The 17,072-nt window shown below is 69.3% G+C and carries 14 protein-coding genes and 1 pseudogene; 5 read left to right on the top strand and 10 right to left on the bottom strand.

From position 1 onward, the window contains the following. Positions 1-205: 205 nt before the first annotated feature. The 10 genes from OG948_RS35280 to OG948_RS35235 form a co-directional block, all read right to left on the bottom strand. Positions 206-331: a universal stress protein gene (locus OG948_RS35280; protein ID WP_406300866.1), complete on the bottom strand. Its 126-nt coding sequence runs from the start codon at positions 329-331 to the stop codon at positions 206-208. An 834-nt stretch (positions 332-1,165) separates the two neighbouring features. Continuing rightward, on the bottom strand, positions 1,166-2,101 hold the full coding sequence (gene arcC, locus OG948_RS35275; protein WP_331769081.1) for a carbamate kinase: 936 nt from the start codon (positions 2,099-2,101) through the stop codon (positions 1,166-1,168). A 193-nt stretch (positions 2,102-2,294) separates the two neighbouring features. Beyond that, entirely contained in the window at positions 2,295-3,296 is a 1,002-nt protein-coding gene (argF, locus tag OG948_RS35270; protein WP_331769080.1) for an ornithine carbamoyltransferase, read from the bottom strand. A gap of 118 nt (positions 3,297-3,414) precedes the next feature. Beyond that, the gene (locus OG948_RS35265) at positions 3,415-4,644 is read right to left on the bottom strand and encodes an arginine deiminase (protein ID WP_331769079.1); all 1,230 of its coding nucleotides are present in this window, start codon (positions 4,642-4,644) and stop codon (positions 3,415-3,417) included. 121 nt (positions 4,645-4,765) lie between these two features. Further along, complete coding sequence (locus OG948_RS35260; RefSeq protein ID WP_331769078.1) at positions 4,766-6,223, bottom strand: amino acid permease; 1,458 nt, start codon at positions 6,221-6,223, stop codon at positions 4,766-4,768. 107 nt (positions 6,224-6,330) lie between these two features. Then, positions 6,331-7,491, bottom strand: a complete 1,161-nt coding sequence (locus OG948_RS35255) for a universal stress protein (protein WP_331769077.1) — start codon at positions 7,489-7,491, stop codon at positions 6,331-6,333. 307 nt (positions 7,492-7,798) lie between these two features. Further along, positions 7,799-8,248, bottom strand: a complete 450-nt coding sequence (locus tag OG948_RS35250) for a potassium channel family protein (protein ID WP_331769076.1) — start codon at positions 8,246-8,248, stop codon at positions 7,799-7,801. Then, positions 8,245-8,598: a hypothetical protein gene (locus OG948_RS35245; RefSeq protein WP_331769075.1), complete on the bottom strand. Its 354-nt coding sequence runs from the start codon at positions 8,596-8,598 to the stop codon at positions 8,245-8,247. The genes OG948_RS35250 and OG948_RS35245 overlap by 4 nt, the downstream gene beginning before the upstream one ends. A gap of 285 nt (positions 8,599-8,883) precedes the next feature. Then, the gene (locus OG948_RS35240) at positions 8,884-9,801 is read right to left on the bottom strand and encodes a universal stress protein (protein WP_331769074.1); all 918 of its coding nucleotides are present in this window, start codon (positions 9,799-9,801) and stop codon (positions 8,884-8,886) included. Between the two features lie 128 nt (positions 9,802-9,929). Next, a complete protein-coding gene (locus OG948_RS35235) occupies positions 9,930-10,865 on the bottom strand; it encodes a universal stress protein (protein ID WP_331773393.1) in 936 nt (311 codons plus the stop codon). An 87-nt stretch (positions 10,866-10,952) separates the two neighbouring features. Here OG948_RS35235 and OG948_RS35230 point away from each other — a divergent pair. The 5 genes and pseudogenes from OG948_RS35230 to OG948_RS35210 form a co-directional block, all read left to right on the top strand. Then, positions 10,953-11,741 (top strand): annotated as a pseudogene (locus tag OG948_RS35230) (IS3 family transposase); the annotation flags it as partial. Positions 11,742-11,814: 73 nt separating this feature from the next. Beyond that, a complete protein-coding gene (locus OG948_RS35225) occupies positions 11,815-12,078 on the top strand; it encodes an IS3 family transposase (protein WP_406300439.1) in 264 nt (87 codons plus the stop codon). Positions 12,079-12,489: 411 nt separating this feature from the next. Further along, positions 12,490-13,092, top strand: coding sequence for an N-acetyltransferase (locus OG948_RS35220; RefSeq protein WP_331769072.1), 603 nt, complete (start codon positions 12,490-12,492; stop codon positions 13,090-13,092). Positions 13,093-13,389: 297 nt separating this feature from the next. Next, positions 13,390-13,734 carry an alpha/beta hydrolase gene (locus OG948_RS35215; protein WP_331769071.1) on the top strand — a complete coding sequence of 115 codons (345 nt, stop codon included), beginning with the start codon at positions 13,390-13,392 and terminating at the stop codon, positions 13,732-13,734. Between the two features lie 1,192 nt (positions 13,735-14,926). Then, the gene (locus OG948_RS35210; RefSeq protein WP_331769070.1) at positions 14,927-17,005 is read left to right on the top strand and encodes an alkaline phosphatase family protein; all 2,079 of its coding nucleotides are present in this window, start codon (positions 14,927-14,929) and stop codon (positions 17,003-17,005) included. Positions 17,006-17,072: the final 67 nt, after the last annotated feature.

Here is a 17,072-nt window from a genome sequence, read left to right as displayed (position 1 = left end):
TGGTCGATCCGATGAGTAACGTGCGGACCGCCCACCGCTGCTGCGACATCGCGGAAATGGGCCGGGTGGCACGCCCGATCACGGCAATCCTCCGCCCACCCACGCAGGTGGAGGAGCACGGTCTCTTCCCGGCCATGTCGGACGAGTTCCCCGGCCACATCGCCGCGCTGGAAGACGAACACCGCTGCTTCGAGACGGTATCGGGTCAGGCCGCCGCCCCCTTCGGCCACTCCAGGGCGTGCACGAGGAGCACAGGCCGTTCACGAAGGGCAGCTTCGTCGGCGGCCCATTCCACCGCGAGCCGCGTTGCCTTGCTGCCGTCGACACCCACCACGACCGGTGCGACCGCACGGAATCCCGCCACGACGTACCCTCTTCGTTCTCGCGTAGCCGACCCATCGTCGGCCCTGTCCCGACTCTGCAACCGGGCAGGCCCCGGCCGACAGGGCCGGACGGCCTTCTCACAAGGTCACCGCACGGCCCGGCCGGGGTGAACCCGGCAGCTGCCCTGAAGGCCAAGGCCTGCCGGGGTGCAACCGCGCCCCGGCAAGGAGTCGGGGCCGGACCCCCGGGCCCGCTCCGGCAGGCCTAGCGGCCCTGCTGCGGCCGTGTCCGGCGGAGGAGGGTCGAAGCCGATCGCGTCCGGTGGTGGGTCAGGCGGCAAGGCCGTAGTCGGGCCGGACGGGGAGGGACCAGGTGCGGACGGCGTGGACGCGCAGCGGTCCGGGAGGACCCGACCGCGGAAGGCGGCGCAGCGACCGGGAGCAGCCCCGTCGGCGACGGGCTCGAGCTGATCGCTCGGTGCCCGACTCGAGCGCGCCCCGGAGCAGCTGATTCGCCGACGCCGCGTCCCGCGGAAGGTCATCATCGCCCCACTGCACGGCCCGCCGGGCGAGCAACTGGTCGCGCGAACGGCGACCCCTCTGGGCTCCACCGGAATCAGCTTTCCGGTCCCCGGCGGTGTCGGGTTGTGTTGCCTTGCCACGCCCCGTTCCCGTCGTCTTCGTCTCCACGCCCTGAGCCTGCGGCCGGCAGCGCAGCCGGGGCATGCGATCCGCGAGCGGGGCGTCTCACGACTTCCGCACCCGTCACCCCGATCGGAGAGCCGGCTTGCCTGCCGGCCGGACCTGTATCCAGCGCGTTTCGGGCCGCGGTTGCCACCGCGTCACAGGACGCTGCGTTCGGGGTACCGGCCGCTCGGGGTGACGATGGTTCCCGCCTTGCCGGCGAGGATGTCGGTGGCCTGCTCCAGCGATCCGATGGCCGCCATGTCGCCCGTCGTCTCGACGAAGTGGCAGACGGCGTCGACCTTGGGTCCCATCGAGCCGGCCGGGAAGTCCTCGACGCGCAGCACCGCCGGGGTGGCGTTGGGGATCTCCTCGGCCTGGGGTGTGCCGAAGTTGCGCACGACGCGCGGGACGTCGGTGAGCAGGAGCAGCGCGTCGGCGTCCAGCGCCTCGGCGAGCAGCGACGCGGTCAGATCCTTGTCGACGACCGCTTCGACCCCGACCAGTTGGCCGAGTTCGTTGCGGATGACGGGGACGCCGCCACCGCCCGCGCAGACCGCGATGGCCCCCGAGTTGAGGAGTTGGCGGATCAGCCGGGTCTCGACGACGCGGCACGGCCGGGGCGAGGGGACGACGCGGCGCCAGTACTTCCCGTCCTGCCTGACGGTCCAGCCGCGCTCGGCGGCCAGCGAACTGGCCTCGGCCTCGTCGTACACGGGACCGACGAACTTGGTCGGGTTCTCGAAGGCCGGGTCGGCGGCGGAGACGAGGGTCTGGTTGATGAGTGCGCACACCTGGCGGCCGGGCAGGGCGTTGTGCAGGGATTGGAGAAGCCAGTAGCCGATCATGCCCTGCGTCTCGGCGCCGAGGACGTCGAACGGGTACGGGATGGTCAGCGACTTGTCGGCGGCGGACTGCAAGGCCAGGACACCGACCTGCGGGCCGTTGCCGTGGGTCACGACGAGCTCGTGCTCCTCGGCGAGCGGCGCGAGGGACTTGACCGCCTTGCGGATGTTGGCGAGTTGGATGTCCGCGTCGGGTTTGTCCCCGCGCTGGAGCATCGCGTTTCCGCCGAGAGCGACGACGACGCGCATGATGATCGTTTCCCTTCCGGGAGCCGGGAGCCGGGAGCCGGGAGCCGGGAGCCGGGAGCCGGGAGCCGGGATGTGGGCGGGAGTTGGGAGTACCGGCGGAGCCGGCGAGGTTGTGACGAAGGGATCGGGGGAGGGGAGCGCGTACGGTCCGGGGCCGGCTCGGGTACCCGGGCCGTACGCGGTTCCCGGGGCGTCAGTCGCCGAGCGTCGCGACCATGATCGCCTTGATGGTGTGCAGGCGGTTCTCGGCCTCGTCGAAGACGATCGAGAAGTCCGACTCGAAGACCTCGTCGGTGACCTCGAGGGCTTCCATGCCGGTCTTCTCGAAGATGTCCTGGCCGACCTTGGTGTTGCGGTCGTGGAACGCCGGGAGGCAGTGCATGAACTTGACCTTGGGGTTCTCGGTCGCCTTCACCACGTCCATGGTGATCTGGTAGGGCTTGAGCAGCGCGATGCGCTTGTCCCAGACCTCCTTGGGCTCGCCCATTGAGACCCACACGTCGGTGTAGAGGTAGTCGACGCCCCTGACGCCCTGCTTGACGTCCTCGGTGTGGGTGATCGTCGCCCCGGTCTTGGCGGCGCTCTCCTTGGCCTTGGCGATGATGGCGTCGTCGTTCCAGAGGGACTTGGGGGCGACCATGCGCACGTCCATGCCGAGCATCGCGGCGGTGGTCATGAGCGAGTTGCCCATGTTGTTGCGGGCGTCGCCGAGGTAGGCGAACGAGATCTGGTGGAGCGGCTTGTCCGAGTGCTCCTTCATGGTGAGCATGTCGGCGAGCATCTGGGTCGGGTGCCACTCGTCGGTAAGGCCGTTCCAGACGGGGACGCCCGCGTACTTGCCGAGTTCCTCGACGAACTCCTGTTTGGAGCCTCTGTACTCGATGCCGTCGAACATCCGGCCCAGCACGCGCGCGGTGTCCTTCATCGATTCCTTGTGGCCGATCTGCGAGCCGGTCGGGTCGAGGTAGGTGACGTTGGCACCCTGGTCGTGTGCGGCGACCTCGAACGCGCATCGTGTGCGGGTCGAGGTCTTCTCGAAGATCAGCGCGATGTTCTTGCCCTTGAGGCGCTGCTGCTCGGTGCCGGCGTACTTGGCGGCCTTGAGGTCGGCGGACAAGTCGATCAGGAACCTGAACTCCTGTGGAGTGAGGTCCAGTTCCTTGAGGAAGTTTCGGTGACGCAGGTTGAAAGCCATGTCTGGGACAATCCGTGAGAGCCGTGTGCCTTCCGCCGGACAGGCGGCGAGTCACAGGGGCGATGGAGGTGGACCACATAGGGGCGGATGCTGCGCCGGCGAACGACAGACTGGGCTTTCACCCGGCCGGGTCGCGCTCGACGGGGCAGCTCATGCAGCGCGGTCCGCCGCGTCCCCGGCCCAGTTCGCTGCCGCGGATGGTGACGACCTCGATGCCGTTCTTGCGCAGGAACGTGTTGGTGGTGACGTTGCGCTCGTAGGCGAAGACCACACCGGGTTCGACCGCGAGCACGTTGCAGCCGTCGTCCCACTGCTCGCGCTCCGCCGAGCGCACGTCCTGGGTGGCGGTCAGCACGTTGATGCCGTCCAGGCCGAGCGCGCGGGCGATGGCGTCGTGCATGTCCTCGGCGGGGTGGTCGCCGACCTTGAGCTCGTCGTCGCCGTCCCCCGGCTCGATGGTGTACGAGGGGAGCATGCCCATCCCGGCGTACTTGGTGAACGTGTCGCCGTTCAGCATCGTCATGACGGTGTCGAGGTGCATGAACGCGCGCGCCTTCGGCATACGCAGCGCCACGATCTTCTTCGCAGACCCCTTGGCGAACAGCGAGCGGGCCAGCGCCTCGACACCCATCGGCGTGGTGCGCTCGCTCATGCCGACCAGGACCGCACCGTTGCCGATGACCAGGACGTCGCCGCCCTCCATCGTGGCGGGGTAGGCGGACTGCCCCGGGTTCCACACGTTGTGGTCGCCCTTGGCGAACATCGGGTGGTAGTTGTAGATCGCCTCGAAGTGCACCGTCTCGCGGCGGCGGGCCGGCATCTGCATCGCGTTGATGGCGACGCCGTCGTACACCCATGCCGAGGTGTCACGCGTGAACAGGTGGTTCGTCACCGGCGTGACGACGAAGTCGTCGAGATCCATGGTGTGGAGCGCGAGACTGTTGGGCTGCTTGATGTGCTCCAGGACCTCGCGCTTGGTGATCCCGCCGATCAGATGCCGTACCAGCGTGTCCGCCTCGAAACCCTCGAACAGACCGCGCAGTTCGTCGACCGCGAGCAGGCCGTACGCCCGCTCGTCGAAAACCCGGTCGAGGATCAGCTTCTTGGCGGCCGGCTCGCCGCCCACCGTGTCCCCGAGGAGTTCGGCGAAGAGGTGGACGGTGATGCCCCGGTCCCGCAGCGCGTCGGCGAACGCGTCGTGCTCCTCACGGGCCCGCTTGACCCACAGCACGTCGTCGAAGAGCAACTCGTCCTTGTTGGTCGGGGTCAGCCGCTTGAGCTCCAGGTCCGGTCGGTGCAGGATGACCTGCCTGAGCCGCCCGGTCTCCGACTGGACGTTGAAACCCATGGAACCTCCTTGGCAATGCGGGGATTGCCCGCTGCATGTCGGGAACGCCGTGTGGCGAAGGAAGGAGCGAGCTCCCCCACGCCGGGGTGCCGGGCATGGGGGACGCACGCGTGCGGCGTGTTCAGCCCTGTCCGCCGGTGGGGTCGGCTCCAGGGTTGAGACCCGCGGAGGTGGCCGCGGGGTTGTTCTCCGCCGGAGCGGAGATCTCGTTGGGGCCGTACTCGCCGCGCGAGGCCTTGACCCAGATGTAGACCGGGATGCCGACCAACAGCATGATCAGGCTCTTCAGGACGGCGTCGGCGCCGGAGCCGTAGACCATCCAGATCGTGAACGCCAGGCCGACGACCGCCACGGTCAGGTCCCGCGCGAACGCCCCGCGGTTGATCGGCCGCTCGCGGGTGACCAGCCAGAAGAGCTGGGCCGCGGCGGAGAACAGGTAGGGGATGACGGTCGTGACGGTGGCCAGCAGCAGGATGTCCTCGAAGGCGTCCTCGGACCACAGGTAGTTCATCGCCATCACGATGACGGTGAGCATGGTGCCGATGAGGATGCCGACGTACGGTACCCCGTTGCGCATCCGGGTGAAGGCCTTGGGGAACATGCCGTCGCGAGCCGCCGCGAACGGCATTTCGGCCACCAGCATGGTCCAGCCGTTGAGTGCGCCGATGCCGGAGATGATCGCCATGGTGGCCATCACGTCGCCCCAGACGCTGCCGCCGAACATGTTGTTGAGGGCGTCCGAGAACGGCGCGGTGGAGTTCGCCAGTTCGCCGTGCGGGACTGTGCCCATGATGGCGATCGTGGACAGCATGTACACCGCGGCGCATGCGAGCGTGCCGAACACCGACGCGCGGGCCACGTTGCGCTCGGGATTGCGCACCTTCTCCGCAGCGACAGAAGCCGCCTCGATGCCGGAGTAGGCGAAGACCACCAGCGCCGCCGAGGTCTGCAGCGCACCGAGGAAGTCGTCGCCGCTCGCGTTGAACGGACCGAAGTTCGCGCCCTTGACGAAGAACAGCCCCACGATCGAGACGAACAGCAGCGGAACGAACTTCAGGACCGTGGTCACCAGTTGGAGGGCGCCCATGTTCTTGACGCCGGAGAGGTTGACCAGTGCCGGAACGGTCAGGCCGACCAGGGCGATGAACATCTTCCCGAGCGTCGAGTCCCAGTGCAGGAAGTAGTTGACGTAGCCGACCCACGCCACCGCGATACCGGCGTTGCCGACCCACGCGGTCAGCCAGAACGACCATGCGGTGAGAAAGCCCGCGAACTCGCCGAAGGCGTCGCGGGCGTAAGCGTAGGGGCCACCGGAGGCCGGGATGCGGGCACCGAGCCTGCCGAAGATCATCGCGATGAGGATCGCGCCGATCGACACCAGGCCGAACGCGAGAATCGAGACGGTGCCGTACTTGGCCAACGTGGCCGGCAGCAGGAAGATCCCGGTTCCGATCACCCCGCCGATCACCAGCGCGGTGGCCTGCGCCAGGCCAAGCGATCCGGGAGGGCTGCTCTTGCCCACGCCAGGCGCCGGGACATCCGCGGGTGATGTGCTCGCCGGCATTGTTTCCTGGCTCATTTCCGGTCCTCCTCGTGGCGGCTGCACCGCAGACCAGTCCCGCGATGCGGGACGGCCACCTCGCCATCCCTTCGCCAGTGATCATCTCGGCGGAACGGGACCGGCGATCAGAGCCGGCAGGCCCCACCCGAACGGCCAACCGGCCCTGTCAGCAGGGCCCGTTCGGCCCACCGGCCACCGCGCACAGCACCGCACCTCACAGGTTCGGACGAGAAACGCCGTTCCGAGCTACGCCATGCCGGGACCGGCGCGCCACTCCCTACGACGCCGGGACAGCTGTCATCCGCGCGGAGCGGAGATACACCCCGACCGAACCTGCAAGAGCGGTCCGGACGGGCGAGGACCTGATGCGGTTGAGCGCCGAGGTCCGCCGGACCGATACCGCCGATGTCCTGCTGATCGGCGTCATCGGGACTACGAACGCCCCCCGCACGCTGGTGATCGAACCACCCGGCAGCCACAGGACGATCACCTCCCCACAACTCGACACCCGCCAGGCCCGTCATGTCGCCGAAGCGGTACAAGGACGCCGGGGCACTCCAGCCTCGGCACGGACCGTCGGCCACGTCATTCCGCACACGGCTCCGTTGCCCATCGAGATCACCCTCGGCGTCGACTGCCCAGAACAAGTCGCTTCGTCCGCGTTGGCGTTCGCGATACGGAGCTCCGGACGCGGCAAGGAGAAGGCTCGGAGCCGGACGATCGGACCGCTCGATGTCCCGAACGTTCATATCGACGGCGAGACGCGCGAACGGTCCGCCACCCACGGAAAGCAACGTAGGGCGGCAGACCGGGTCGTCACCACACCGGACCTCGTTCGGAGGGAGGTCTCCGGCGTACCCGGGGTCACGTGTGGATCGGAACGAGGAGGATCGGGGCCTTGGCGTGGTGTGGAGCACCGTGTGGGTGACGCGGCCCAGGTTGGGGCCGAATCGCCCGGTGTTGCGGTGCGCGGCTGGGACGACCGACTCGGCGCCCGCGCTCGCGGCGACCAGGGCGTGCGAGGGGGAGTCGAGCACGACGTCCTCGGTGACGGCGACGTCCGGGTACTTCTCACGCAGGGGTTCGAGGACGGCGGACAGGGTGGATCGTGCGGCGGCCCGCCAGTCGTCGATGAGCCACGCGGCCGGGGCGTAGCCGGTGCCGGCGGCCGTCGTGGCGGGGTACAGGCATGCGTGGACGGCGCGCAGCGGCGGTTGTCGGGCGTGGGCCCGGGCGAACGCGGCCTCGATCGCGGGGGCGCAGTCGTCGCCGGAGACGCAGACCACGACCGACGTGGGGGCGCGGTCGGCGGCGGTGTCGTGGTCGGGATGGACGACCAGAAGCGGGCAGCGGGCAGCGGGTCGCGGTAGCGACGGGAAGGCTGACCGAGCCCATCAACGGTCCGGCGAAGCCATCCATCCCTCGACCGCCGACCGCCGACCGCCGACCACCGGCATTGCGGCGCGATCGCTCGCGGCCTCCAACGCGTCCATCGCATTGGCGAGTTCGGCCGTGTCGACCACGGGGACGTCACCGTGGCGGGCACGGGCGCGGTCGGCGCCCCCGGTCGACGATCCGGCTGCGGCAACGCGTCTACGACGGCGCCGTCATTCGTCTCTGGCTCAGGGGCGGTCCGGCTGTCGGCCGAGGGCATCGTGTGGGGAGTCGGCTCGCGCCGCCGTGGTCGGGTGGTCGTTCAGCCGTCGTAGTTGCTCTTCCATGGCCGTGCAGGCGCCGCTCGAGGCGAGCATATTCCAGGCGTTCCTCGGCCTGCTGCTCGGGAAGGATCAGCCGGGTGGCGATGGTCGCGGTGACCACACCCATCATGCCGATGCCCACCACCATCAACACCGCCCCCACCAGACGCCCCTCGGCGGTGACCGGGTGCAGAGCGCCGTACCCGACGGTGGTGACCGTGCTGATCGCCCACCACAGCGCATCCGGAGAGTCGGTGATGTTCGCGTCCGGCGCGCGGCATTCCGGCGCCAGGACCGCCGCGGCGCCGGCGACGAGGATCGTCAGGACCAGCGCAACGGTGCTCACCAACAGGCGGCCGGTGCGCCCACCCGCGCGACCGCCCCGATCCGGCCGATCACAGCGATCAGGCGCAGGACCCGCGTCGCGGGCAGCGCGACCGCGGCAAGGTCCAGCGGGTGGGAGCGCACGAACCGCCAACGGTCCCGACTGAGTCTGACCCTCACGAGGTAGTCGGTCATGAAGACCGCCCATACTCCGTACTCGATCCACAGCACCGGACGGTCACGCGCCTGCAACGCCTCGCCCAGAACGAACGTGGTCAACGAGACGACCGCCAGGAGCGTCAGCCATGGGGTCGTCGCGCGTTCCCACCGCTGATACGCCGTGGACTCTTCGTGCCTGTTCGAGCCCCGCATCACGAACTCCCTCCCGGCGGGGACGCCGTCGGGCCGGCTGCGTCCCCGCGTCACGGCGGTCTCCGTCGCCGATCGCCCTTCACCGTCCGGTCGGCTCTCCGGAAGATTTCCGGAATGTGGTGGGGAACGGTGCGGCGCGTGCGTCGGATTGCCGCGCGACACGAGGGTCGGGTCGCGGACAGGGGGTGAGGGGTTCATCCGATGTTCTCCTTCCGTCCGGCGGGCGCGGCGGTGGTGTGGTGGCTGCCGGTCGGGGTGAGAAGACAACGAATTCGGCTGGCTGTCTCAGTGGTCGACGGGGACGAGCAGGACCGGGGCCTTGGCGTGGTGCAGCACGGCGTGGGTGACGCGGCCGAGATTGGGGCCGAAACGGCCGGTGTTGCGGTGGGCGGCCAGCACGACCAGGGCGGCGTCGGTGCTCGCGGCGATCAGGGCGCGGGCGGGTGTGTCGATGGGGACGTCGTCGGTGACGTCCACGTCGGGGTACCGCTTCCGCAGGGGCGCCAAGGCCCGTTCCAGGACGCCACGTTCGGCGTCGCGCCATTCGTCGGTGACCCACATGCCCGGGGCGTAGCCGGGGCCGCCGGCCATCATCGCCGGATAGAGCCATGTGTGGACGGCGCGCAACGGGAGGGCTCGGGCTCGGGCTTGGGCGAAGGCGACGTCCAGGGCGGGGGTGCAGTCCTGGTTCGAGACGCCGACCACGATCGGCTTGGCGGCGGGATCGGCGCTGGTGTCGTGATCGGGGTGGACGAGCAGGATCGGGCAGCGGGTCGCGGCCGAGACGGGGAGGCTGACCGAGCCCATCAACAGGCCCGAGAAGCCGCCGAGGCCGCGACTGCCGACGACGAGGAGCACCGCACGGTCGCTCGCGGCCTCCAACGCGTCCACGGCGTCGGCGAGTTCGACGGTGGTCAGCACCGACAGTCCCGGTCGGCGTCGGCGTGCGCGTTCGGCGCCTTGGTCGGCGATCGCGCGGGCGTTCTCGCGCAGCTGCTGCCCGAAGCGGTCGTGTGCGTTGCCGAATTCCAGCCATTCGAGGGCGTGCAGCACTTCGAGGGTGGTGTGGCGGCGGGTGGCTTCGTCGGCGGCGAGGTCGACGGCGTGTTGGGCGCCGGGTGAGCCGTCGAAGCCGACGACGACGTGCCCACGGGCGGGTCGGGGGCGAGCCACGGAATCGGTGGTCGTCGATGTCTGATGCACGGCGAGTCCCTTCGAAGGTGGGGCCTGCGGTCCGGGGACGGACCGGTGATCGGTTCTCGGCGCGGTTCGTGTGCCGCCCAGGGCCGCGGAGGTCCCGCTCCGGGCGCGCCGCTCGGCACGGTCGCGACTCAACCGGGGAAGTGGCGGGCCTCGTCGGGTGCTCGGCCGCGGGTGGGCGCGTTCTCGTCGACCGGGACCGGGACGATCATCAGGGGGCAGCGGGCGTGGTGGATCAGGCCCTGGCTGACCGAGCCCAACAGCATGCCCGCGAAGCCGCCGTGTCCCCTGGTACCGACGACCAGGCCCAGCGCGTGCTCGGCGGCACCGGTCAGGACCCGGACCGGGTGCCCGACGACAACTTCGCGACGCACCGGCACATCCGGGTACTTCTCGCTCCACCCGGCGAGTGTCTCGGCCAGTCGGATCCGGCCCTCGCGTAGTTCCTCACCGGTGTGCAGTCCGGCCATCAAACCGGTGGACGGTTGCCGAACGTGTACGGCCACGACCGAGGCGCTGCGGCGCGAGGCCTCGTCGAACGCGTACGCCACCGCCGGTGCCGAGCGCCGCGACCCGTCCACACCGACCACGATCGTGCGCGGGTCGGCAGTGGTGTGCTCGGGCTCGCGGACGACCACGACCGGGCACCTGGCGTGCGCGGTGATCGACGTCGCGATGCTGCCGGTGATCAGCAGTTCGGTCGTCGCCGACAGCCGGCGCGAGCCGACCACGATCATCGCCGCATTCCGCGCCTGTCCGGGCAGCACCGATATGGGCGCGCCGTCCAGGAGGACCCGGTCCGTGACCAGCGAGGGATGGCGCGCGGCCACGAACCCGAGGGCCTCGTCCAACGCACGCGTTCCGACGCCCCGAAAGCGTTCACCCCAGGTCCGCCGGTGCGTGTTCGTGTCGGACCCGCGGTCGGCGCCGGTGGGCCAGTCCAGGGCGTGCACCAGGCGCAGCGGCAGCCGGCGACGGGCGGCCTCGTCGGACGCCCACACCACGGCGAGCCGGCCGGCGTCGGTGGGCTCCACTCCCACCACGATCGGCGGCGTCCCCTCATCCATGTTCACGGTGAACTCCCTCTCTGGTACCGGCGCTTGACGGTCTGTGCCCCGAACACTGCTCGTCGTCGCGGCCCGGACACAGAGTCGATGGACCCCCGCCGCGGGACCGCCCGGCCCTGGCCCGGCCCAGGCGATCGACTCGAGACTGACCGTGAGAGGCGCGCGGGTGCCACGGTCGAAGGGATCGGGTCCATGAACGAGATCGGCACACCGCGTGAGGTCTGGGTACTGGCCGTCGACGGCGAGACGGTCCTGCTGTGGCCTCCGGGGCCCGAGGACCGGGGCGGGGTGCTCGCGATGCATCGTGCGATGTCGGCGGACCTCGGGGCCGAGCCCGTCCTCAGGGAACTCCACATCCCCACCTCCACCTACCACCGCCGGCGCCGTTCGGTCGAAGTCCTCTGCGAACGACGCAGGTTCGACCTGGAACTCACCGCGCGAATCACCGCGATCCACGCCGGATCCGACCACACCTACGGCTCCCCGCGCGTGCACGCCACCCTCGCCCGCGAAGGCGTGCGCGTGGGCCGCAAACGGGTGGAACGTCTGATGCGCGAGGCCGGCCTGCAAGGAATCAGCCCGAATCGGCGGCCCGAGGGCTTCACCCGCCGCGACCCGGCGGCGGGCCTCGCCCCCGACCTCGTGCGGCGCGACTTCACCGCCCGGGTGCCGAACCGGCTGTGGGACACCGACCTGACGATGATCCCGACCGGCGAGGGGCCGCTGTGGCTCGCCGCGATCCGCGACGCCTTCTCGCGTCGGGTGGTGGCCTGGGAGACGTCCGCCCGCGCGGACGCGGACCTGGTCCTGACCGTGCTCGAATACGCCCTGCACGGGCGCGACGTCACCCCCGGCACGTTGGTCCATCACGCCGACCACGGCTGTCAGCAGGCAGTACACGTCGATCAAACTGACAACGCGCCCTCTGTGCGCCGGAGTTGCCGCCTCGATGGGTTCGGTGGGCGACTCCTACGACAACGCCCTCGCCGAGAATCTGCGGAGCGTCATCAAGACCGAATGCATCCGTGGCAGGGTCGCCGAGACCTGTGCCGAGGCCAACCTCGCGCTCTTCGCCTACATCGACGGCTGGTACAACCCCAAACGCATGCAAAAGGGTCTGGGATGGCTCAGTCCGGACGAATACGAGGAGAAGCACTACGCCGAACAAGCGACGGCCAATCAGGCAATCATCAAACCCCCCAACCCGCCCTGACCAGCTAATCAACACCTCCTGCACAACGGGGGAAGCTCAGGCATGAGTGGGGCCATCCCGGGTCGGGCGTGGTTGTCAGAGGCCCGTGTCCGGCCCCCAGACCACCGCGGATGTTCGGCTCCCTCCAGGGCTGGCCCACGGAAGCGGACGGTCCGCGTGGGCCGACTGCCGAAAAGGTAGGACGCAGGCGCGTGGGGCGCCGCCCGTTGGTTCGGGCACGCTGCCAGCAAGCCCGCCCCGATGGCCTGTGCCTTCGTGCGAGACAACACCAGGCTGCGAGTCGGACCTGGCGGCTGAAAGATCCAGGTGGCCGGCAACCGTTGCCCATGGCCAACCAACGCTGCTCGTTGTGACCACGACCGATGGGTGGCGAGCGACGGTTGCGTTGTCGCAGGTCACGACTTCGCGTCGATGCGGGGTCGAATCACCATCACCACCCTCGCCGAACGACCCGAACTGTCCGATGTCCTGTGGGAGATGCCGGACGGCCGGCCTGAGTTCATGCGCCACGACCTGGTGGCCAACGCCTACACCGGGTCGATCGCCGAGGAGTTCCCGGAATACGTGTTGGTGGCCACCGGTGCCGACGGCGCGCTCGCCGCGCGCGGGCTCTGCGTCCCGTTCCGGATGGACCACCCCAAGCGCGGCACGCTGCCCGATCGGGGCTGGGACGAGGTGGTGGTGTGGGCGTTCGCCGACCGCCGACACGGTGCCGTGCCCGACCCGGTCGATGCGATCGAGATCGCGGTACGGCCCGATCTGGGCGGGCTCGGGCTCTCCGGGCGAATGCTCGGCGCCATGCGGGCCAATGCCCGCGCACACGGGTTCGCGGAGGTCGTGGCCCCCGTGCGGACGAGCGCCCAAGACCACGAACCGAACGCGTCGATGACGCACGAGCAGCGCCGCCCGAACGTCAGCCGTGTGGCGCCCGGCATTGCGTCGCTTTGTGTCAACTCCCGCTCGGCAGAGCGGCGTTGGGGTGTACTCCGGTCGCATCGCAATGCCCGGGTGTGATGTCGGGGCCGCGGTACGCCCGGCACTACGCGCAGGCCGCCCGCGCCCGGGAACGCGGCCGCTCGGCACGCTGGGTGCCGGGGGACCGGGGGGAGGGCGCGTCGAGATCCTCCATCGCCCTGCGCTCTGCGGGAACGTCGGCATCGACCACCTGCCGGTCCCTTGTCGTCTGCCTCGTGTGTGGTACCTCCGTGGCCGGGGTCGCGGGATGCGGCCCCGATGATGGTTGTTCGACGCCGGGGTTCGCCCGCGGTGTCGAGAAATTGAGCACCTCACTTTGAACGCCTTATCCGCATCATGTGCCACGACCCGGCCTTCGCCACGCCGGAACTGGTCGCCGAACGCACCGCTGAGGCCCGCAAACACCCCGAACACCTGGCCAACTGGCTCGAACTCATGCGGGCGGGCATCGGCGCGGAGGAACTCGTCCACGCCGGGACGGTGCTGCACCGGTCACCGGTACCGGCACTTCTCATCCACGGACGCGACGACCGCGCGGTGCACTACGAACTGAGCCTGCGCACGCTCGCGATCATCCCCGACTTGCGCATGGTGCTCCTCAACTGTTGCGGTCACTGGGCCCAACTGGAACACGCGGACGAGTTCAACCGGCTCGTCGACGAGTTCATCACCCACCACTGACGGCTGCCGCGGTGAGAGGAAATGCCTCTCCGCGACCACACGCGCAGCCACTCAGGCGGTCCTGGCAAGTTCTTCGTAGCCGGAGCCCTGTCCGCGTATGCGCCAACAGCGAGTCGGCATCGAGGCTGTGTGGCACGTGATCGCGCCCGGTCCGGCAACCGCGAGTCGCCGGACTTCGGCGCGGTAGCGGTCCAGCGCTCACCGCCGAACGTCCACGAGGACATCCCCTCACAGCGAGAAACCGGGCTGCCGGAAACCGGTCGCTCCTCTGCGGTGTCCGTATCGGACCATGGTTGCCGGGCCGCGCCGAGCCCTCCGATACCAAGTCATGGGTTGGATCCTGGCATGGGCCCGCGTATGGGAGCGTTCGGCGCGGTCCGGGTCGGTCTGTGGTGGTCGGCGTCCGATGCGCTACCGCGGATGGTGGCGCCCACCCGGCGGGCGTTGATCCGCTCGTGCTTCCACGTGGACTCGGACAGGAGGAACCGGAGCCGCTGTACCGCCGGATGCCGTGCACCGACCACGGGTTCCGTACCGGCCGGGCAGGTCGGCGTCCTGTTGCGGTCCCTCGGCGGCAACAGCCCGGCCGAGTACTCGCGGAACCCACGTCGCTGTGCCAACGTCGAGAAGAGGTCGTCGAACCGCGCGGCACAAGGCTCCAGCGGCCCCGGTGCGGGGGGACAGGGCACACGCGCCGCCCCGTCATCGACCTTTCCCAAGGATGGTGACCGTAGACAACATCAGCGCCCTGTGGTCAGTCCTGCTGTGTCGCTGCCTCCGCCGGACGCCTGGGCGTAGAGGGGAAACGACCGACAACAACGAGTAGAAGCTCGCCGAGACACCGCGCCGTCGCGGTGGGCTGTGGGAACGGGCGGACCACACACCACCGGGCCCCACCAGGCACCGCACCCCTGCACCCCGAGAACCGACCCCGCCAGGCATGCGCCCCCCGGATTCCACCCACCACAACAGCAAAACCCCAGACCACCCAACCCCACTCTCGACGAACCAACGGCCAATCGGAGCAACCTTGTTCGAGAGCCGTCAGACAGGACCCGGCTCCGCTGCACGCAAACCTTGATGTCCTGACAGCCATCGCTCGGCTGGCGTTCACACGGCGTTGGCGTCGGCTGAGTTGTATGTACAACTCAGCGGACATGCTCAAGCATTCATGCCCACGTGAGGAGCTTCCATGACCACCGATCCGATCACCCCGACACTCGAGTCCGAGCTCGTCGGCAGAACCGGGACGACGACTGCCACCAGCCGCCGTCGATTCCTCCAGGGAACAGCGGTCGCCGCCGGGGCGGTGGCGCTCGGCGGGATAACCGGGGCAGGCCGCGGGTACGCCGCTCCGAAGGCGAACTGCTTGCCGGACGGCTTCAAGGGCGACATGTCCGACCTGAAGCATGTCGTGATCCTGATGCAGGAGAACCGCTCCTTCGACCACTACTTCGGCCAACTCCCCGGCGTACGCGGCTTGAACGACAAGCAGGCGCTGCGGTTTCAGGACGGCACCACCGTCTTCCAGCAGAAGGACGGCACCGGCAAGATCGTCACGCCGCAGGTCGACGACGGCGCCTGGGGCAACGACCACGGGGCCTGGGGCGACGTCAACCATCGCAAGTGGAACATGTGGGTGCAGCGCGCAGGCGCCGGCTGCATGAACTACCACAGCGCCGCCTACATGGGTTTCTACCACTCGGTCGCCGCGCAGTACACCATCGCCGACCAGTACTTCTGTTCCGAGTTCGGGCCGACCGACCCCAACCGAAAGTACCTGTGGAGCGGTACCGCCAACGGCGAGACGACCAACGGCGATGAGTCCAACTACTCCCGTCCCTGGATCACGGTGGCCGAGCAGCTCCAGCAGGCCGGCATCGACTGGCGGCTCTACTCCGACAACAGCGGCAACGGGCGACAGGGTTACATCAGCACATGGGTCGGCGACTACGGCGACAACGAGCTGAAGTACTTCAAGGGGTTCGAGCCGGAGGGTCTGAGCGCCGACGACCCGAAGCTGCGGCCCGGCACCGGGCTGATCTGGCGCGGCAACGCCGCGTACTACTCCGGCATGACCTCGCCGAACGACGACTCCAACGAGAACCTCGACGCGGTCCTCAAAGACCTCCAGGACGCCTGCCGGCCCGGCGCGGAACACCCGCTGCCGGCGGTCTCCTGGATGGTGGCGCCGTACGGCTGGTCCGAACACCCGGACGCAGACACCCTGCACGGCGAGCGCTACGTCAAGAAGGTGCTCGACATCCTGCAGAGCAACCCCGAAATCTGGAACCACACCCTCTTCATCCTCAACTACGACGAGAACGACGGGAAGTTCGACCACGTGCTGCCGCCGTGGCCCGAGCCGGGCACGGCGGGCGAGTACGCGGGCGACTACCCGCTCGGCTTCGGTGCGCGGGTGCCGATGCTGCTGGTCTCGCCGTGGACCCGCGGCGGGTACGTCGCCTCGGAGGTCTTCGACCACACCTCGACGATCAAGTTCCTCGAGACCTGGGCGGCCTACCTCGGCAAGCCGTTCACCTGCCCCAACATCAGCGACTGGCGGCGTTCGATCACGGGCGACCTGACCAGCGCGCTCGACTTCGCCCATCCGCAAGCGGGTCCGGCCACCTTCCCGGACCCACTCGCCCAGCGGCCGGTGTCGATCACCGCCGACCACATGAAGCCGCGCCCGCTGGCCTTCCATTCGCACGCAACCATCGCGGAGAACCGCGCGTCGGGGACGGTGGCCGCCACGATGACCCTGACCGGCGGCCCGAAGGGCAAGGCCGTGAGCTTCCAGGTCTTCCCCGACAAGTACCAGGCGTTCTCCAACACGCCGTTCACCGTCACCGCGAGCAAGCCTCGCGAGTACACCTGGGACGCCACGGCCACCGACGGCAGGTACGCCTTCTCGATCTATTGCAACGACGGCTTTGTGCGCTCCTTCGCGGGCCGGGTCGCGCCGGCTGGAAAGACCGACGGTGGCCTCCCGCGCGTGGAGGTCGACCTGCTGCCGGGCGAGAACGGCAAGCATGAAGCCAATGTGAAGTTCTCGCTGCACAACGACGGTAGCAAGCCGGTGCGCTACATGCTCACCGCCAACGACCACGGCGGCACCCCCCGGCGCGTCACGGTGGACGGCGGCAAGACCAGGGACATCACATGGCGGGCCGACCACGGCTACTACGACGTGGTCATCACCGTCGACACCGACACCACCTGGACGCAGCGGTACGCCGGCCGGATCTCCATGACCACATGGAGCTGATCGACGTTGCTCCGGCTCAACCCGGCGCTGCGGAGCTGGTGCGCGCCGTAACGATCCTCTCGCGCCA

The organism is Embleya sp. NBC_00888 (assembly GCF_045207655.1).
In the GTDB taxonomy this organism is placed as follows: domain Bacteria; phylum Actinomycetota; class Actinomycetes; order Streptomycetales; family Streptomycetaceae; genus Embleya.
Note: the sequence above shows the minus strand (reverse complement) of the source record. Positions and strands in the feature narration are given on the sequence as shown.

What these genes read in the sequence shown, in the direction of transcription:
- arcC (WP_331769081.1), bottom strand. Translation starts at nt 2,101, where the DNA reads ATGCGCGTCGTCGTCGCTCTCGGCGGAAACGCGATGCTCCAGCGCGGG.
- argF (WP_331769080.1), bottom strand. Translation starts at nt 3,296, where the DNA reads ATGGCTTTCAACCTGCGTCACCGAAACTTCCTCAAGGAACTGGACCTC.
- OG948_RS35265 (WP_331769079.1), bottom strand. Translation starts at nt 4,644, where the DNA reads ATGGGTTTCAACGTCCAGTCGGAGACCGGGCGGCTCAGGCAGGTCATC.
- OG948_RS35260 (WP_331769078.1), bottom strand. Translation starts at nt 6,223, where the DNA reads ATGAGCCAGGAAACAATGCCGGCGAGCACATCACCCGCGGATGTCCCG.
- OG948_RS35245 (WP_331769075.1), bottom strand. Translation starts at nt 8,598, where the DNA reads ATGCGGGGCTCGAACAGGCACGAAGAGTCCACGGCGTATCAGCGGTGG.
- OG948_RS35235 (WP_331773393.1), bottom strand. Translation starts at nt 10,865, where the DNA reads ATGGATGAGGGGACGCCGCCGATCGTGGTGGGAGTGGAGCCCACCGAC.
- OG948_RS35225 (WP_406300439.1), top strand. Translation starts at nt 11,815, where the DNA reads ATGGGTTCGGTGGGCGACTCCTACGACAACGCCCTCGCCGAGAATCTG.
- OG948_RS35220 (WP_331769072.1), top strand. Translation starts at nt 12,490, where the DNA reads ATGCGGGGTCGAATCACCATCACCACCCTCGCCGAACGACCCGAACTG.
- OG948_RS35215 (WP_331769071.1), top strand. Translation starts at nt 13,390, where the DNA reads ATGTGCCACGACCCGGCCTTCGCCACGCCGGAACTGGTCGCCGAACGC.
- OG948_RS35210 (WP_331769070.1), top strand. Translation starts at nt 14,927, where the DNA reads ATGACCACCGATCCGATCACCCCGACACTCGAGTCCGAGCTCGTCGGC.